At 76.8% G+C, this 14,915-nt stretch carries 15 protein-coding genes; 13 read left to right on the top strand and 2 right to left on the bottom strand.

All coding sequences use genetic code 11. The features are described 5' to 3' along the window. Nucleotides 1-308: 308 nt before the first annotated feature. The 13 genes from ACZ3HQ_RS27865 to ACZ3HQ_RS27925 all read left to right on the top strand — a co-directional run bounded on the left by ACZ3HQ_RS27865 (nucleotide 309) and on the right by ACZ3HQ_RS27925 (nucleotide 12,980). Complete coding sequence (locus ACZ3HQ_RS27865) at nucleotides 309-1,370, top strand: NAD-dependent epimerase/dehydratase family protein (protein ID WP_467515055.1); 1,062 nt, start codon at nucleotides 309-311, stop codon at nucleotides 1,368-1,370. Between the two features lie 44 nt (nucleotides 1,371-1,414). Then, complete coding sequence (locus tag ACZ3HQ_RS27870; RefSeq protein WP_467515056.1) at nucleotides 1,415-3,049, top strand: carbamoyltransferase family protein; 1,635 nt, start codon at nucleotides 1,415-1,417, stop codon at nucleotides 3,047-3,049. Continuing rightward, on the top strand, nucleotides 3,046-4,041 hold the full coding sequence (locus tag ACZ3HQ_RS27875; RefSeq protein ID WP_467515058.1) for a glycosyltransferase family 2 protein: 996 nt from the start codon (nucleotides 3,046-3,048) through the stop codon (nucleotides 4,039-4,041). Before ACZ3HQ_RS27870 ends, ACZ3HQ_RS27875 begins: the two co-directional genes overlap by 4 nt. Continuing rightward, nucleotides 4,038-4,583 carry a D-glycero-alpha-D-manno-heptose-1,7-bisphosphate 7-phosphatase gene (locus ACZ3HQ_RS27880; protein ID WP_467515059.1) on the top strand — a complete coding sequence of 182 codons (546 nt, stop codon included), beginning with the start codon at nucleotides 4,038-4,040 and terminating at the stop codon, nucleotides 4,581-4,583. The genes ACZ3HQ_RS27875 and ACZ3HQ_RS27880 overlap by 4 nt, the downstream gene beginning before the upstream one ends. Continuing rightward, nucleotides 4,580-5,587: a glycosyltransferase family 9 protein gene (locus ACZ3HQ_RS27885; RefSeq protein WP_467515061.1), complete on the top strand. Its 1,008-nt coding sequence runs from the start codon at nucleotides 4,580-4,582 to the stop codon at nucleotides 5,585-5,587. Before ACZ3HQ_RS27880 ends, ACZ3HQ_RS27885 begins: the two co-directional genes overlap by 4 nt. 12 nt (nucleotides 5,588-5,599) lie before the next feature. Continuing rightward, complete coding sequence (locus ACZ3HQ_RS27890) at nucleotides 5,600-6,562, top strand: glycosyltransferase (RefSeq protein ID WP_467515062.1); 963 nt, start codon at nucleotides 5,600-5,602, stop codon at nucleotides 6,560-6,562. Beyond that, complete coding sequence (locus ACZ3HQ_RS27895) at nucleotides 6,559-7,791, top strand: glycosyltransferase (RefSeq protein WP_467515065.1); 1,233 nt, start codon at nucleotides 6,559-6,561, stop codon at nucleotides 7,789-7,791. The genes ACZ3HQ_RS27890 and ACZ3HQ_RS27895 overlap by 4 nt, the downstream gene beginning before the upstream one ends. Continuing rightward, nucleotides 7,788-8,423, top strand: coding sequence for a D-sedoheptulose-7-phosphate isomerase (locus tag ACZ3HQ_RS27900; RefSeq protein WP_467515066.1), 636 nt, complete (start codon nucleotides 7,788-7,790; stop codon nucleotides 8,421-8,423). The genes ACZ3HQ_RS27895 and ACZ3HQ_RS27900 overlap by 4 nt, the downstream gene beginning before the upstream one ends. Further along, entirely contained in the window at nucleotides 8,420-9,841 is a 1,422-nt protein-coding gene (locus tag ACZ3HQ_RS27905) for a PfkB family carbohydrate kinase (protein ID WP_467515067.1), read from the top strand. Before ACZ3HQ_RS27900 ends, ACZ3HQ_RS27905 begins: the two co-directional genes overlap by 4 nt. After that, entirely contained in the window at nucleotides 9,838-10,845 is a 1,008-nt protein-coding gene (locus ACZ3HQ_RS27910) for a glycosyltransferase family 9 protein (RefSeq protein WP_467515069.1), read from the top strand. Before ACZ3HQ_RS27905 ends, ACZ3HQ_RS27910 begins: the two co-directional genes overlap by 4 nt. After that, the gene (locus ACZ3HQ_RS27915; protein ID WP_467515071.1) at nucleotides 10,823-11,764 is read left to right on the top strand and encodes a glycosyltransferase family 2 protein; all 942 of its coding nucleotides are present in this window, start codon (nucleotides 10,823-10,825) and stop codon (nucleotides 11,762-11,764) included. Before ACZ3HQ_RS27910 ends, ACZ3HQ_RS27915 begins: the two co-directional genes overlap by 23 nt. Next, nucleotides 11,761-12,669 (top strand): glycosyltransferase family 2 protein, encoded by a 909-nt coding sequence (locus ACZ3HQ_RS27920; protein ID WP_467515072.1) that lies wholly within the window; start codon nucleotides 11,761-11,763, stop codon nucleotides 12,667-12,669. Before ACZ3HQ_RS27915 ends, ACZ3HQ_RS27920 begins: the two co-directional genes overlap by 4 nt. A 98-nt stretch (nucleotides 12,670-12,767) precedes the next feature. Further along, nucleotides 12,768-12,980, top strand: coding sequence for a hypothetical protein (locus tag ACZ3HQ_RS27925; RefSeq protein ID WP_467515074.1), 213 nt, complete (start codon nucleotides 12,768-12,770; stop codon nucleotides 12,978-12,980). Nucleotides 12,981-12,998: 18 nt separating this feature from the next. Here the strand turns inward: ACZ3HQ_RS27925 and ACZ3HQ_RS27930 are convergent, their stop codons facing one another. Both ACZ3HQ_RS27930 and ACZ3HQ_RS27935 read right to left on the bottom strand, forming a co-directional pair. After that, complete coding sequence (locus ACZ3HQ_RS27930; RefSeq protein ID WP_467515075.1) at nucleotides 12,999-13,781, bottom strand: Fpg/Nei family DNA glycosylase; 783 nt, start codon at nucleotides 13,779-13,781, stop codon at nucleotides 12,999-13,001. Between the two features lie 25 nt (nucleotides 13,782-13,806). Beyond that, nucleotides 13,807-14,829, bottom strand: coding sequence for an NAD-dependent epimerase/dehydratase family protein (locus ACZ3HQ_RS27935; RefSeq protein ID WP_467515077.1), 1,023 nt, complete (start codon nucleotides 14,827-14,829; stop codon nucleotides 13,807-13,809). Nucleotides 14,830-14,915: the final 86 nt, after the last annotated feature.

Raw genomic sequence — 14,915 nt, forward strand, 5'->3', positions numbered from 1 at the left:
GAACGTGGCACCGCCGCCGGGCCCGCCCACGCGCGGATTCGGGGAGTTGCGGGGGCTCCCCGCCGGTGGACGGCCCCCGCGACACCGCGGCAGGAATCGACGTGTGAACCCTGCCGGCCTGGGAACCCCGTGACAGTGCCGCCCCGAACGGCGGACCGCGGAGCGGGCCACGTTCCGCATCGCTCCTGCGATCACTTCACATCCGCAGCTCCCCCCACCTCCCCGTGCGAGCGCGCGTCTCCCCCGCAGTGACGGTCCGTCCCCTGGCGTACGGACCGGTGCGACTCGGCGCGGGACCGAGGACTCCCATGACTGATGCCACGCCTTCCACACCCTGGCGGCGTGCCGTGGTGACCGGCGGTGCCGGTTTCCTCGGCAGCCATCTGTGCGAGCACCTCCTCGACCACGGCGTCGCGGTCGACTGCGTCGACAACCTGTCGTCCGGCTCCCGCGCCAACATCGCCCATCTCGTCGGCCGCCCCGGCTTCCGCTACTACGAGCAGGACGTCTGCGCCGACGGCACCCCGGACCGGCTGCCCGGCCCCTACGACCTGGTCCTGCACTTCGCCTGCCCCGCCTCCCCGGCCGACTACCTCCGGCTGCCGCTGGAGACCCTGGACGCCGGGAGCCTCGGCACCCGCAACATGCTGGCCGTGGCCGAGCGCGACGGCGCCCGCTTCCTGCTGGCCTCCACCTCCGAGGTGTACGGCGACCCCCTGGTGCACCCCCAGCGCGAGGACTACTGGGGCAACGTCAACCCGGTCGGCCCGCGCAGTGTCTACGACGAGTCCAAACGGTTCGCCGAGGCGCTGGTCACCGCCCATGTGGGCGCCCACGGCGCGGACGCGGGCATCGTCCGCCTGTTCAACACCTACGGCCCGCGCATGCGCCCGATGGACGGCCGGGCCGTGCCCGTCTTCGTCTGCCGGGCCCTGGCGGGGGAGCCGCTGCCGGTGGCCGGGGACGGCAGCCAGACCCGGTCGCTGTGCTACGTCGACGACACGGTGGACGGCATCCTGCTGGTCGCGGCCAGCCGGTCGGTACGGCCGGTCAACATCGGCGGCACCGACGAGGTGACCGTCCGCGACATCGCGCTGCGCGTGGTCGAACTCGCCCGCTCCGCCTCCCCGATCGAGTACGTGGACCGCCCCGCCGACGACCCGCAGCGCCGCCGCCCCGACACCACCCTGGCCCGCGAACTGCTGGGCTGGACCCCGCAGGTGCCCTGGGAGGAGGGCATCCGGCGGACCATCGACCACTTCGCCGCCGCCCGCTTCGGCGCACCCGCGCCCGCCCCGGCGCCCGCCTCGCCCAACGGCGACCACCCGGAGCCGTACGGGCAACCCGCGCCGAGCCGCCTGCCCTCGTAGCGCCCGCGCTCCATCCCTCCCCCCCCAGCACACGGAGGCACCGCATGCGCGTCCTCGGCATCAACTCCCTCTTCCACGACCCGGCCGCCGCCCTGATCGTGGACGGCCGTGTCGTGGCGGCGGCGGAGGAGGAGCGGTTCAGCCGGCGCAAGCACGGCAAGCGCCCGGTCCCTTTCTCGGCCTGGGAACTGCCGGAGCTGTCCGCCCGCTGGTGCCTGGACCTCGCCGGGCTCGACCCCGCCGGCCTGGACGCCGTCGCCTACTCCTACGACCCCCAACTGGCCCGTCCGGCCGACGAGTTGGGCCTGAACGACCCCTGGGACCGGCTGCGGCAGGAGTACGCCCGCGAGGCCCCCGGATTCCTCGCCGAGGCGCTGCCGGGACTCGACCCGGCCAAGGTGCGCTTCGTCCCCCACCACGTGGCCCACGCGGCCTCCGCCGGGCAGGCGTCCCCCTACCCGGACTGCGCCGTGCTGGTGCTGGACGGGCGCGGCGAGTGCGGCTCCCACCTGGCCGGCCGCTACACCGGCCGCCGCCTCGACGTACTGGCCGCGCAGTCCCTGCCCGACTCGATGGGCCTGTTCTACGAGGAACTCACCGAGCACCTCGGATTCCTGCGCAGCAGCGACGAGTTCAAGGTGATGGCGCTCGCCTCCTACGGCAAGCCCCGCTTCCTCGACGAACTGCGCCGATACGTCGGCACGGACGGCGAGGGCCGGTTCCGGGCCCGCTCGGTGCCCTGGGCCGAACTCGCCCCGCCCCGGCCCGCCGGGGAACCGTGGACCGAGGAGCACGCCGACCTGGCCGCCAGCGCCCAGGCATGCCTGGAGGAGGTCCTGCTCGGCCTCGCCGGGTGGCTGCACGAGCGCACCGGCGACCGGGTGCTGACCCTCGCCGGGGGCGTCGCCCTCAACTGCGTGGCCAACACCCGGCTGCACCGCGAGGGCCCCTTCGACACCGTCTGGGTGCAGCCCGCCGCCGGGGACGCCGGTACCGCGCTCGGTGCCGCCCTGCATGTGGCCCACCGTCAGGAACCGGTGGAGGCCATGCCGACCGCCGCGCTCGGCCGGGAGTGGAGCGTGCCCGAGCTGCGCGCCTGGCTGGAGGGGGCCGCCGTACCGTACGAGGAACCAGAAGACATCGCGGAGACGGCCGCGGAGGAACTCGCCCGCGACGGCATCGTGGCCTGGTTCCAGGGGCGCAGCGAGTACGGGCCGCGTGCGCTCGGACACCGGTCGCTGCTGGCGCACCCGGGCCGTGCCGCCAACCTCGAACGCCTCAACGCGGTCAAGGGGCGCGAGGAGTTCCGGCCCGTCGCGCCGATGGTGCTGGCCGAACGCGCCGCCGAACTCTTCGACGGCCCGCTGCCCAGCCCGTACATGCTCTTCGTGCACGAGGTCGCCGAGGCGTGGCGGGCGCGCATCCCGGCCGTGGTGCACGTGGACGGCACCGCGCGCATCCAGACCGTGGACCGGGCCGAGGAGCCCCTGGTGGCGCGCATGATCGAGGGGTTCGAGCGGCGCACCGGGCTGCCGGTGGTGGTCAACACCAGCCTCAACACCGCCGGACGTCCGATGGTCGACGACCCGCGCGACGCGCTGGAGTGCTTCGGCTCCGCCCCCGTGGACCTGCTGGCCCTCGGGCCCTTCGCGGTCCGGCGCGCGGAGGTCTTCGCATGACGGCCGCCCCCGCCTACAGCGTCGTCGTCCCGACGATCGGCCGCGCCTGCCTCGCGGACTGCCTGCGCGCGCTGGCCGAGGCCACCGGACACCCGCCCGAGGAGATCGTCGTCGTGGACGACCGTCCCGACCCCGCCGGCCCGCTGCCGCTCGCCGCCGCGGGAGCGCTGCGGAACCGGGTGCGCGTGCTCGGCACCGGCGGCCGGGGACCCGCCGCCGCCCGCAACACCGGGTGGCGCACGGTGAGTTCGCCCTGGACTGTCTTCCTCGACGACGACGTGCAGGTGCTGCCCGACTGGTCCCGCCGGCTCGCCGAGGACCTCGCGCGGGCCGAAGCGGCCACCGGGGGCGTCCAGGGACGGCTGACCGTGCCACTCCCTGCCGGGCGCAGGCCCACCGACTTCGAACGCGGCACCGCCGGTCTGGAGACGGCCGCCTGGGCCACCGCCGACATGGCGTACCGGACGGCCGCGCTCACCGCCGCCGGCGGCTTCGACGAACGGTTCCGCCGCGCCTTCCGCGAGGACGCCGACCTCGCGCTGCGCGTGCTGGCGGCGGGCTGGACGCTGCACCGGGGCGGGCGCACCACCCGGCATCCGGTGCGGGCCGCCGGCCCCTGGGTCTCGGTGCGGGCGCAGCGCGGCAACGCCGACGACGCGCTGATGAACCGGCTGCACGGCCGGGACTGGTGGGCCCGCGCCCAGGCGCCCCGAGGGCGGCTGCCGCTGCACGCGCTGGTCACGGCAGCCGGGCTCGCCGCACCGGTCCTCGCGCTCGCCGGGCGGCGCCGGGCCGCCGTGGTCGCCGGAGCCCTGTGGGCGGCGGGCACCGCCGAGTTCGCCCTCGCCCGCATCCTGCCCGGCCCGCGCACCCCGCGCGAGACCGCGACCATGGCCGTGACCAGCGTCGTCATCCCCCCGCTCGCCGTCGGCCACCGGCTCACCGGCCGGATACGGCACCGCGCCGCCGCACCGCTGAGGAGGGTGCCGTGAACCGCCAGGACACCCCTGCGGCCGTGCTCTTCGACCGTGACGGGACCCTCGTCGCCGACGTCCCCTACAACGGCGACCCCGGCCGGGTCCGGCTGCTGCCCGGCGCCCGGCGGGCGGTGGACCTGCTGCGCGCCGCCGGGATCGCCACCGGTGTGGTGAGCAATCAGTCGGGCGTCGGCCGGGGCCTGATCTCCGACGCCGCCGTACGCCGTGTCAACGCCCGTGCCGACGAACTGCTCGGCGGCCTCGGTGTCTGGGTCTACTGCCCGCACACACCGGAGGCGGGCTGCGACTGCCGCAAACCCCGGCCGGGACTGGTGCTCCGGGCCGCCGAGGCCCTCGGACAGGCACCGCGCGACTGCGTGGTCATCGGTGACATCGCCGCCGACACGCGGGCCGGCCGGGCCGCCGGGGCGCGCGCCATCCTCGTCGCCAACGCGGCCACCCGGCCCGAGGAGGTCGCGGCGGAACCCGACACCGCCGCCGACCTGCTCACGGCCGTACGGTCGCTGCTGCCCCCGGACGGGGGTGGGCGGACATGACGGCACTGGTCGTACGGCTCGACAGCTTCGGTGACGTGCTGCTCGCCGGCCCCGCCGTACGCGCGGTCGCCGCGCACCACGAGCACGTCGCCCTGCTCTGCGGCCCGCGCGGGGCACCGGCCGCCCGGCTGCTGCCCGGCGTCGACGAGGTGCTGGTGTGGGAGGCGCCCTGGGAGGGCTTCGAGCCGCCCGACGTCCAAGTGGCCGACATCGAGGACCTGTTGGGCCGTCTGCGGGCGGTCGGGGCGGACGACGGGCTGATCCTCACCTCCTTCCACCAGAGCCCCCTGCCCACCGCGCTGCTGCTCCGCCTGGCCGGAGTGGCCCGCACCGGCGCCGACAGCACCGACCACCCCGGCCGCCTCCTCGACGTACGGCACCGGCGGCGGCCGGGGCGGCACGAGGCCGAGGCCGGGCTCGACACCGCGCTCGCCATGGGGTTCACCCCGCGCCCCGGCGACGAAGGACGGCTGCGCGTGCTACCGCCCCCCGACACCGCCGCCCTCACCGGCAACGGCCCCTACGTCGTCGTCCACCCCGGCGCCAGCGCCCCGGCCCGCGCCTGGAGCCCCGAGCGGTGCGCCGAGGCCGTCGCCCTGTTCGCCGACGCGGGACACCGGGTGGTCGTCACGGGCGGACCCGAGGAGGGCGAGCTGACCCGGCGGGTGAGCGGGGACACCGCGATCGACCTGGGCGGCCGCACCGACCCGCGCACCCTGTCCGGCGTGCTGCGGCTGGCCGACGCCGTGGTGTGCGGCAACACCGGCCCGGCCCATCTGGCGGCCGCCGTCGGGACACCGGTCGTGTCGCTGTTCGCCCCGGTGGTCCCGGCCGGGCGCTGGGGCCCGTACGGGGTGCCGAGCGTGCTGCTCGGCCGGCAGGACGCCCCGTGCGCGGACAGCAGGGCCCGGCAGTGCCCGGTGCCCGGCCATCCGTGCCTGGACGAGGTGACGGCGCACGACGTGCTCAGCGCCGTCCAGAAGCTGCTCCAGCCCGCGATGTGAGGAGGGCGCACCATGAACATCCTGGTATGGCATGTGCACGGCTCATGGCTGACGGCGTTCGTGCAGGGCCGCGCCACCTTCCTCGTCCCGGTCACCGAGGACCGCGGCCCCGACGGACTCGGCCGCGCCCGCACCTGGCAGTGGCCCGGCACCGTGCTCGAACGCACCCCGGAGCAACTGCGGGAGGCCGGCATCGACCTGATGGTGCTCCAGCGGCCGCACGAACTCGAACTGGCCCACCGCTGGACCGGCCGCCGGCCCGGCATCGACGTGCCCGCCGTCTACGTCGAGCACAACAGCCCCCACGGAACGGCCGTGGACACCCGGCACCCGCTGGCCGGCCGGTCCGACATCCCCCTCGTGCACGTCACCCACTTCAACCACCTGATGTGGGACAACGGGCGGGCACCGACGACGGTGATCGAACACGGCATCATCGATCCCGGCCACCGGTGGACGGGGGAGGAGCCGCGCGCCGCGGTCGTCGTCAACGAGCCCGTGCGCAGGGGCCGTACCACCGGCACGGACCTGCTGCCCCGGTTCGCGTCCTGGGCACCGCTGGACGTCTTCGGCATGCGCACCGAGGGGCTCGCCGGACACCTCGGGCTGCCGCCCGAGCGCTGCCGCAGCCGGGACCTCGCACAGAGCGAGCTGCACACCGCGATGGCCCGCTGTCGCCTCTACGTACACCCGATCCGCTGGACCTCGCTGGGGCTGTCCCTGCTGGAGGCCATGTTCCTCGGCATGCCGGTGGTCGCGCTCGACACCACCGAGGTGCGCGAGGCGGTGCCCGAGGGCGCCGGGGTCGTCTCCAACCGCCCGGAGGTGCTCGGCTCCGCCGTACGCGCCCTCCTGGCCGACCCCGGCCTGGCGCGGCGGACCGGCGAGGCGGCCCGGACGGCCGCGCTGGCCCGCTACGGAGAGCGGCGGTTCCTGGACGACTGGGAACGCCTGATCAAGGAGGTCACCCGATGACTCACCACCACACCCAGGCCCGCGTCGCCATGGTCTCCGAACACGCCAGCCCCCTGGCCGCGCTCGGCGGCCCGGACGCGGGCGGCCAGAACGTCTACGTGGCCCAGCTCGCCGCGGTACTGGCCCGCCGGGGCCACCACGTCACCGTGTACACCCGCCGCGACTCGCCCCGGCTGCCGGACCGGGTGCGCACCGCCGACGGCGTCGAAGTGGTCCATGTGCCCGCCGGACCGGCCGCGCCCGTGCCCAAGGACGAACTCCCGCCCTACATGCCCGAGTTCGGCGCCTGGCTGGGCCGGGAGTGGGCCGAGCGGCGCCCCGACGTGGTGCACGCCCACTTCTGGATGTCCGGCACCGCGGCCCTCGCCGGCGCCCGTGAACTCGGTGTGCCGGTGGCGCAGACCTACCACGCCCTGGGCACCGTGAAGCGGCGGCACCAGGGGGACGCCGACACCAGCCCCGCCGGCCGGATCGCCACGGAGACGGCCGTCGGACGGGCCTGCGACGCGATCATCGCCACCTGCGCCGACGAGGTGGCCGAACTGGAGGCCATGGGGCTGCCCCGCGACCGTACGCACGTCGTCCCCTGCGGTGTCGACCCCGGGCAGTTCGCCCCGCGCCCCCGGCCCGCCCGCTCCGCCGGGCGCCGCCTGCTCACCGTGGGCCGGCTGGTCCCGCGCAAGGGCTTCGACCGTACGATCCGCGCCCTGGCCCACGTCCCGGACGCCGAACTGCTCGTCGCGGGCGGCCCGGAACCGGCCCTGCTCTTCGCCGAGCCCGAGGCGGAACGGCTTCTCGCCCTCGCCGGGGAGTACGGCGTGGCCGACCGCGTCACCCTGCTCGGCGGGGTCGGCCGCGACGACATGCCCGCGCTGATGTCCGACGCCGACCTGGTCCTCTCCCTGCCCCGCTACGAGCCGTTCGGCATCGTCGCCGTCGAGGCCATGGCCTGCGGGACCCCGCTCGTCGCCACCGCGGTCGGCGGCCAGCTCGACACCGTCGTCGACGGCCGCACCGGCGTCCTGGTCCCGCCCGGCGACGGAGACGAGGCCGCGATCGGCGCCGTCGTCCGCGAACTCCTCGCCGACCCCGCCCGGTTGGCGCGCTACGGCGCCGAGGGGCGGCGGCGGGTGCTGGAGCGCTACACCTGGGACCGCGTCGCCGACGGGGTCAGCCGCGTCTACGGCGCGGTGTCGTCCGTACCCTCGCTCACCGGAGTCGTCCGATGAACACCGCCACCGACACCACGCACTGCGACGACCTGATGACGGCGCTCACCGTCTTCCGCGAGGACGCCGCCCGCGTCCACCGCTGGGGCGGCACCCTCGCCGCCCACCTCGCCGACGGCTCACGGCTGCTGGTGGCGGGCAACGGCGGCAGCGCCGCCCAGGCCCAGCACCTGACGGCCGAACTGGTGGGCCGCTACCGCGCCGACCGGCCGCCGTTCTCCGCGCTCGCCCTGCACGCCGACACCTCCGCCACCACCGCCATCGCCAACGACTACGGCGTGCAGGAGATCTTCGCCCGCCAGGTCGGCGCCCACGGCCGCAACGGCGACCTGCTGATGCTCATGTCCACCAGCGGCGCCAGCGCCAACCTGCTCGTCGCCGCGACCGAGGCGCACCGCCTCGGCATGACCGTCTGGGCCCTGACCGGCCCCGCCCCCAACCCCCTCCAGGCCGCCGCCGACGACGCCCTGTGCGTCCGGGCCGACAGCACCGCCACCGTGCAGGAACTGCACCTGGTCGCCGTGCACATGCTCTGCGAGTCCTTCGACAGCGCGATCGAACGCCACACGGCGCGCCCACGGCGGGCACCGGCCCGGCGGCACTGGGCGGTGACCGGGAAGGAACGCCCATGACCACCCCGGCCCCGCTCCTCGTCGTGGGGGACGCCCTCCTCGACCACGACCTGTTCGGCCGCGTCGAACGGCTCGCGCCCGACGCCCCCGTACCCGTCGTCAGCGACGTCCGCCGCGCCACCCGGCCCGGCGGTGCGGCGCTGGCCGCCTGGCTCGCCGCCGCCGACGGCCGGGAGGTCACCCTGGTCACCGCCCTCGGCGACGACCCCTCCAGCGCCGAACTCCGGGCGGCGCTCGGCGACCGGGTCCGCCTGCTGGCGCTGCCCCTGGATGGGACCCTGTCCACCAAGACCCGCGTCCTCGCCGAGGGCAGGCCGCTGCTGCGCCTGGACGACGGCGAGGGCCGGGCCGAGGAGGCGACGGCCGAGGCACGCCGGGCCGTCGCCACCGCGGGCGCCGTCCTGGTGGCCGACTACGGGCGCGGCTGCGCCGACGTCCTGCGCGCCGCGCTCACCGAGGCCGCCGCCCGCGTCCCCGTCGTCTGGGACCCGCACCCGCGCGGTCGCCCGCCCGTGCCCGGCGTCCGCCTGGCCACCCCCTCCGCCACCGAGGCCCACACCTTCGCCGCCCGCAGCGGCGGCCCGGCGGGGGACACCGACGACGAACTGCGTGTCGCCGCCCAGGACGCGCACCGGCTCGTCGGGGACTGGCGGGCCGCGTCCGTCGCCGTGACGATGAGCGGACGCGGCGCCCTCCTCTCGCACGGCGGCACCCCGCTCATGGTCCCCTCGCCGGTCACCGCCCAGGGCGACGCCTGCGGCGCGGGCGACCGCTTCGCCGCGACCGCCGCCGCACTGCTGGCCGACGGCCAGCTCACCGAGGCCGCCGTGCGCGGCGCGGTGCACGCCGCCACCCGGTACGTCGCCGAGGGCGGCGTCCGCACCCTGGACGCCGGCCGGACCCCCGAACCCGCGCCCCCGGCCGCCGTCGGCGCCCCCACCGACGAGGCGCTGCGCGCCGCCGCGCGGGTCCGGGCGGCGGGCGGGACCGTCGTCGCGGCCGGCGGCTGCTTCGACCTGCTGCACGCCGGTCACGTCGCCCTGCTCCAGGCGGCCCGCCGCACCGGCGACTGCCTGGTGGTGTGCGTCAACTCCGACGCCTCCGTACGCCGCCGCAAGGGCGACGGCCGCCCGCTGGTCCCGCTCGCCGACCGGGTACGGGTCCTGCGCGCGCTGGAGTGCGTCGACGCGGTGGCCGTCTTCGACGAGGACACCCCCGAACTCCTCCTCGCCCGGCTCCGCCCCCACATCTGGGCCAAGGGCGGCGACTACGCCCGCACCGACCTCCCCGAGGCGTCCCTGGTGGCGAGCTGGGACGGCCAGGTCGTGCTCTTCCCGTACCTCGACGGCCGCTCCACCAGCGGCATCGCCGAACGCGCCGCCCACGCGCCGGGCGGCACCGAGGGAGTGCGCCGATGACCCCTCCGCCCGACCGCCCCGGCGTGCTGGTGCTGCGCGCCCTGGGCCTGGGCGACCTGCTGGCCGGGGTGCCCGCGCTGCGCGGCATCCGCCGGGCCTTCCCGGCCCACCGGGTCGTCCTCGCCCTGCCCCCCGCGCTCACCGAGGCGGCCCTGGCCACCGGCACGATCGACGCCGTACTGCCCGCCGAGGCGCCCGGCCGCGCGGTTCCGGCGCTGACCCACTGGCCCGGCCCGCCCCCCGACCTCGCGATCGACCTGCACGGCAACGGACCCGAGAGCCGCGACGCCCTCGCCACCCTGCACCCCCGCCACCTGCTGGCCCACGCCCACCGGGGCCCCGGCTCCCGGCCGCCGCCCGCCTGGCGGGCCGACGAGCACGAACGGGCGCGCTGGTGCCGCTTCCTGGCCGCCTACGGCATCCACGCCGACCCGGCCGACCTGCGGCTGCCCCCGCCGGCCGGACCCACACCGGCACCCGGCGCCGTCGTCGTCCACCCCGGAGCCGACGCCGTCGCCCGGCGCTGGCCCGCCGGACGCTTCGGCGCCGTCGCCCGGCGGCTGCGCGACCTCGGACACCGGGTCGTCGTCACGGGCGGCCCCGGCGAGGACCGGCTCGTCCGGGACGTCGCGGACAGCGGGGGCGTGCCCGACGGCGACCTGCTCACCGGCGGGCTGCCCTTCGGCGTCCTCTCCGCGCTCGTCGCCCACGCCGCGCTGGTCGTCAGCGGCGACACCGGGATCGCCCACCTGGCGGCCGCCCACGGCACCCCCTCGGTGACGCTCTTCGGGCCCGTGCCCCCCGCCCTGTGGGGGCCGCCCCCGCTGCCGCGGCACCGCGTGTTGTGGCGGGCCGGGCCGCCCGGCGACCCGCACGGCACGGTCACCGACCCCGCTCTGCTGCGGATCGGCGCCGAGGAGGCCGTCGTCGCCGCGCTCGCCCTGCTGCCGCCCGCCGGACGGCCGAGAGGAGACGGCGTCGATGCCGGTGCCCTCCACCTCTGACCCGGCCGCCGGCCGCCCCGACACCGCCGAGGACCGGGTCACCGTCGCCGTGATCACCCGCGACCGGTGCGCCAGCCTCGTGCGCACCCTCGACGCCCTGACCGCACTGCCCGAACGGCCACCCGTCATCGTCGTCGACAACAGCACCGGCGACGCCTCCCTCCGCGCCGTCCGCCGCCACCCCGGCGCCGCCCGGCTGCTGCGCCCCCGCGCCAACACCGGGGCGCTCGGCCGCAACCTGGCCGTGGACCGCGCCGACACCCCCTACGTGGCGTTCAGCGACGACGACTCCTGGTGGGAGCCCGGCGCCCTGCGCCGCGCCGCCGACCTGCTGGACGCCCACCCCCGGCTGGGCCTGGTGGCCGCCCGCACCCTGGTCGGCCCCGAGGGCGCCGAGGACCCCCTCAACACCGTGCTCGCCGCCTCCCCGCTGCCGGCCGAGCCGGACCTGCCCGGGCGCCCGGTGCTCGGCTTCCTCGCCTGCGCCTGCGTGGTCCGCAAGGACGCCTTCCGCGCGGCCGGCGGCTTCCATCCGGTGCTCTTCTTCGGCGGCGAGGAGACCCTGCTCGCCTACGACCTCGCCGCCGGTGGCTGGGGCGTCGTCCACGATCCCGCCCTGACGGCCCGCCACCACCCCGACCCGGCAGGCAGGCAGGGGCGCGACCCCCGGCTGTGGCGCAACGAGGTCCTCACCCTGTGGCTGCGCAGGCCGCTGTTCGTCGCCCTCGCGGCCAGCGTCCGCCTGGCGGTGGCCGCCGCCACGGGCCGGCCGGGAGCCGCACCCGCGCTGCGCGAACTCCTCCTCCGGCTGCCCGCCGCGCTGGCCCGCCGCCACCGGCTGCCCCGCCCGGTCGAACGGGCGGCCCGGCTCGTCGACACCGACCGGGCCGCGCGGGCCCGCGGGGAGGGACCGGCATGACCACCGCGGCACCGGACACCCGCACGACCGTGGTGGTCATCACCCACAACCGGCGGGACGAACTGCTGCGCACACTGGGCCAGTTGGCGAAACTGCCGGAGCAGCCCGAGGTGATCGTCACCGACAACGGCTCGGACGACGGCACGGCCGGGGCGGTCCGCCGGGACTTCCCCGGCATGCGGCTGCTGGAGCCCGGCCGCAACCTGGGCGCCGTCGGCCGCAACCTCGCGGTGCGCGAGGTCCGCACGCCCTACGTCGCCTTCTGCGACGACGACTCCTGGTGGGAGCCGGGCAGCCTGCGCCGGGCCGGGGACACGCTCGACGCCCGGCCTGGGCTCGCCGCCGTCACCGCCCGCATCGTCATGGAACCCTCCGGCGCCGAGGACCCGGTGACGGCGGAGCTGCGGGACTCGCCGCTCACCGGCCCCGACTGGCTGCCCGGACCGGCCCTGGGCTCGTTCCTCGCGGCCGCCACCGTGCTGCGCGCCGACGCCTTCCGGGGCGCGGGCGGCTTCCATCCCGGGCTGTGGCTCGGCGGCGAGGAGGAACTGCTCGCCACCGACCTGCAGCGCCAGGGCTGGTGGCTCAGCTACCTGGACGACCTGACCGCCCATCACGAGGCGTCCGTACGGCGGGACAGCACCGAGCGCCGGGTGCTCGGGCTGCGCAACACCCTGTGGTTCACCTGGCTGCGGCGCCCCCTGCTGCCCGCGCTGTTCCGCACCGGCGCCCTGCTGGCCACGGTGCCCCGGGACACCGCCACGCTGCGCGCCGTCGGCCGGGCGCTGGCCGGGGTGCCCTGGGTGCTCCGGCAGCGCGACCCGGTCCCGCCCGAGCTGGAGCGACGGCTGAGCACCCTCCAGCGGGCCCGCCGGGGCTCGACCGCCCGCAGATATGTGGGCTGACCGGTCTCGATCGGGCGCGCCGAAACCCCGCATGCTCCCGCCCCCACGGGGTACCCGCGACGGACCGCCCGACCGGAACCGGCAGACGAGGAGAAGCCATGACGGAGCACCGCGACACCCATGCCCGGCGCGTCCCCCGGGACCTGCCCGACCAGCAGGCGAGCCACGACAACGACCGCTGGGACGTCCCCGCGCAGGACGACACCCGCGAGGTGCCCGGCACGGACGAGGCGGGCGCCGGGCCGCGCGGCGCTCCGGAGTCCGCCGGGGTGCGCTCGGACCAGCCCGTGCCGGACGAGCCCTCCGGCTGACCCGTTCGAGCAGCCGGCTCAGTGCTGGCAGTCCGGGCACCACAGCGTGCGGCGGCCGGAGACGCGCCCCGAGCGCAGCTCCGTGCCGCAGCGCGGGCAGGCCGGGGACGCGTCGTCCCGGCGCCCGGTGAGCCAGGTACGGCGCGGCGGCACCCGCCCGGCGCGCACGGCGGACGCCAGCACGCGCCGCATCGCCGTGTACACGCCCCGCGCCTCGCCCTCGTCCAGGTCCTTCGCCGGGCGCTCGGGGGCGATGCGGGCCCGCCACAGGATCTCGTCGCTGAGCAGGTTGCCCAGGCCCGCGATGAGGGACTGGTCCATCAGTACGCTCTTGACCGCGCCCCGCCGCCCGGCCATCAGCTCCAAGAACCCCGTGCGGTCCAGGTCGAGCGCGTCCGGCCCGAGGTCCGCCTCCAGCTCGGCCACCGCCTCCCGGTCCTCGGCGAACCGGATGCCCTGGAGCTTGCGCTGGTCGCGGTAGCGGAGCTGGCGGCCGCCGTCGAGGGTCAGCACGACCCGGTCGTGGTCGTGCGGGGGATCGTCGGCAAAGGCGGCGACCAGCTCGCCGGTCATCCCGAAGTGCCAGACCACGGCGGACCCGTCGTCCAGCGGTGCGATCAGCAGCTTGCCGTGGCGGCGCGGCTCGCCGAACCGGTGGCCCTCCACCCCGCTGCGCAGGCGCCGTGCGCTGACCCCGCGCAGCACGCCCGCGTCCCGGACGTCCACCTTCTCCACGGGGTGTCCCTGGCCGAAGGAGCGCAGCACCCCGCGGAACGCCTCGACATCGGGGAGTTCCGGCATGCCCGCCTCCTCACGTGGTCCGGGCTCACGAGGCGAGCGGCGCCGTGTCCATGCCCGCGCGCTCCCGCAGCCCTGCCAGGAACTCCCCGAGGGCCTCCACGGCCGTGTACCGGGGCTCCCAGTCCAGTTCCGTCCGTGCGCGGGCGGAGTCCAGCAGCGGCAGCCGCAGCACCGCGTCGAAGAGGTCCGGCGAGGCGGGCACCAGCCGCAGCCGCCACGCCGCCGACAGCGCGGCCCGCAGCGGCGGCAGCGGGACGCGCAGCGGGCGCGCCCGCAGCAGCCCGGCCAGGGTCGCCGCGTCCACGGGCGGATCGGCGGCCAGGTTGAAGGCGCCGCGCACCGGGCGGAGCACCGCCTCGGTGAACGCGGCGGCCGCGTCGTCGGTGTGCAGCGCCTGGAACTTCAGCCCCGGCAGATCCGGGATCGCCGGCACGAACGGCGGCCGCACCCACTGCGTGGGCAGCCACGACCCGGCGAAGATCCGCCGCTGCTCCGAGGCCGCCTCCCGCTTGAACAGGAAGCCCGGCCGCATCCGCACCACCCGCGTCTGCGGGTGTTCCAGCTCGTAGGCGTCCAAGTACCGTTCCAGATAGGACTTCTCCCGGCAGTACGCGGCCTGCGGCCAGCCGTGCGTGGGCCAGGACTCGTCCACCTCGCGGTCCTTGGGGCCCGGCGAGTAGGCGCCGACCGACGAGGCGTGGACCAGCGCGGGCACGCCTGCCTCCGCCGCTGCCTCGAACACCCGGACGCTGCCCAGGACGTTGGTCCGCCAGGTCGTCACCGGGTCGTGGGTGGGCTGGAACTTCCACGCCAGATGCACCACCGCGTCCGCCCCCTCGAAGAGGGACACGAGGTCGTCGCCGTCCGGGTCGATGTCGGCCGCCACCCAGGTCGTCCCCTCCGGCTGCCAGTCGGGGACCCTGCGGGCCACGCCGGTCACCGACGCCACCTCGGGGCGCCCGCGCAGCGCCTCCACCACGCTGGTGCCGACATTGCCGGTGGCGCCGGTCACCACCACCCGGAGCCCGCCGTTCGCCGTGCCGGTCATGACAGCCGCCTTCCCTCAAGTCCGCGCGGGCGTGCCGGGTACCCGTGGCACGGGCCGTCATGCGCCGGGTAAGTACCGGAGCGCCG

This window comes from Streptomyces sp. NPDC018263, assembly GCF_055562575.1.

Excerpts from the sequence above, each read along its gene's own strand:
- ACZ3HQ_RS27905 (WP_467515067.1), top strand. The coding sequence starts at position 8,420 with ATGACCACCCCGGCCCCGCTCCTCGTCGTGGGGGACGCCCTCCTCGAC.
- ACZ3HQ_RS27930 (WP_467515075.1), bottom strand. The coding sequence starts at position 13,781 with ATGCCGGAACTCCCCGATGTCGAGGCGTTCCGCGGGGTGCTGCGCTCC.
- ACZ3HQ_RS27920 (WP_467515072.1), top strand. The coding sequence starts at position 11,761 with ATGACCACCGCGGCACCGGACACCCGCACGACCGTGGTGGTCATCACC.
- ACZ3HQ_RS27870 (WP_467515056.1), top strand. The coding sequence starts at position 1,415 with ATGCGCGTCCTCGGCATCAACTCCCTCTTCCACGACCCGGCCGCCGCC.
- ACZ3HQ_RS27915 (WP_467515071.1), top strand. The coding sequence starts at position 10,823 with ATGCCGGTGCCCTCCACCTCTGACCCGGCCGCCGGCCGCCCCGACACC.
- ACZ3HQ_RS27875 (WP_467515058.1), top strand. The coding sequence starts at position 3,046 with ATGACGGCCGCCCCCGCCTACAGCGTCGTCGTCCCGACGATCGGCCGC.
- ACZ3HQ_RS27900 (WP_467515066.1), top strand. The coding sequence starts at position 7,788 with ATGAACACCGCCACCGACACCACGCACTGCGACGACCTGATGACGGCG.
- ACZ3HQ_RS27925 (WP_467515074.1), top strand. The coding sequence starts at position 12,768 with ATGACGGAGCACCGCGACACCCATGCCCGGCGCGTCCCCCGGGACCTG.
- ACZ3HQ_RS27890 (WP_467515062.1), top strand. The coding sequence starts at position 5,600 with ATGAACATCCTGGTATGGCATGTGCACGGCTCATGGCTGACGGCGTTC.
- ACZ3HQ_RS27885 (WP_467515061.1), top strand. The coding sequence starts at position 4,580 with ATGACGGCACTGGTCGTACGGCTCGACAGCTTCGGTGACGTGCTGCTC.
- ACZ3HQ_RS27935 (WP_467515077.1), bottom strand. The coding sequence starts at position 14,829 with ATGACCGGCACGGCGAACGGCGGGCTCCGGGTGGTGGTGACCGGCGCC.
- ACZ3HQ_RS27895 (WP_467515065.1), top strand. The coding sequence starts at position 6,559 with ATGACTCACCACCACACCCAGGCCCGCGTCGCCATGGTCTCCGAACAC.
- ACZ3HQ_RS27865 (WP_467515055.1), top strand. The coding sequence starts at position 309 with ATGACTGATGCCACGCCTTCCACACCCTGGCGGCGTGCCGTGGTGACC.
- ACZ3HQ_RS27910 (WP_467515069.1), top strand. The coding sequence starts at position 9,838 with ATGACCCCTCCGCCCGACCGCCCCGGCGTGCTGGTGCTGCGCGCCCTG.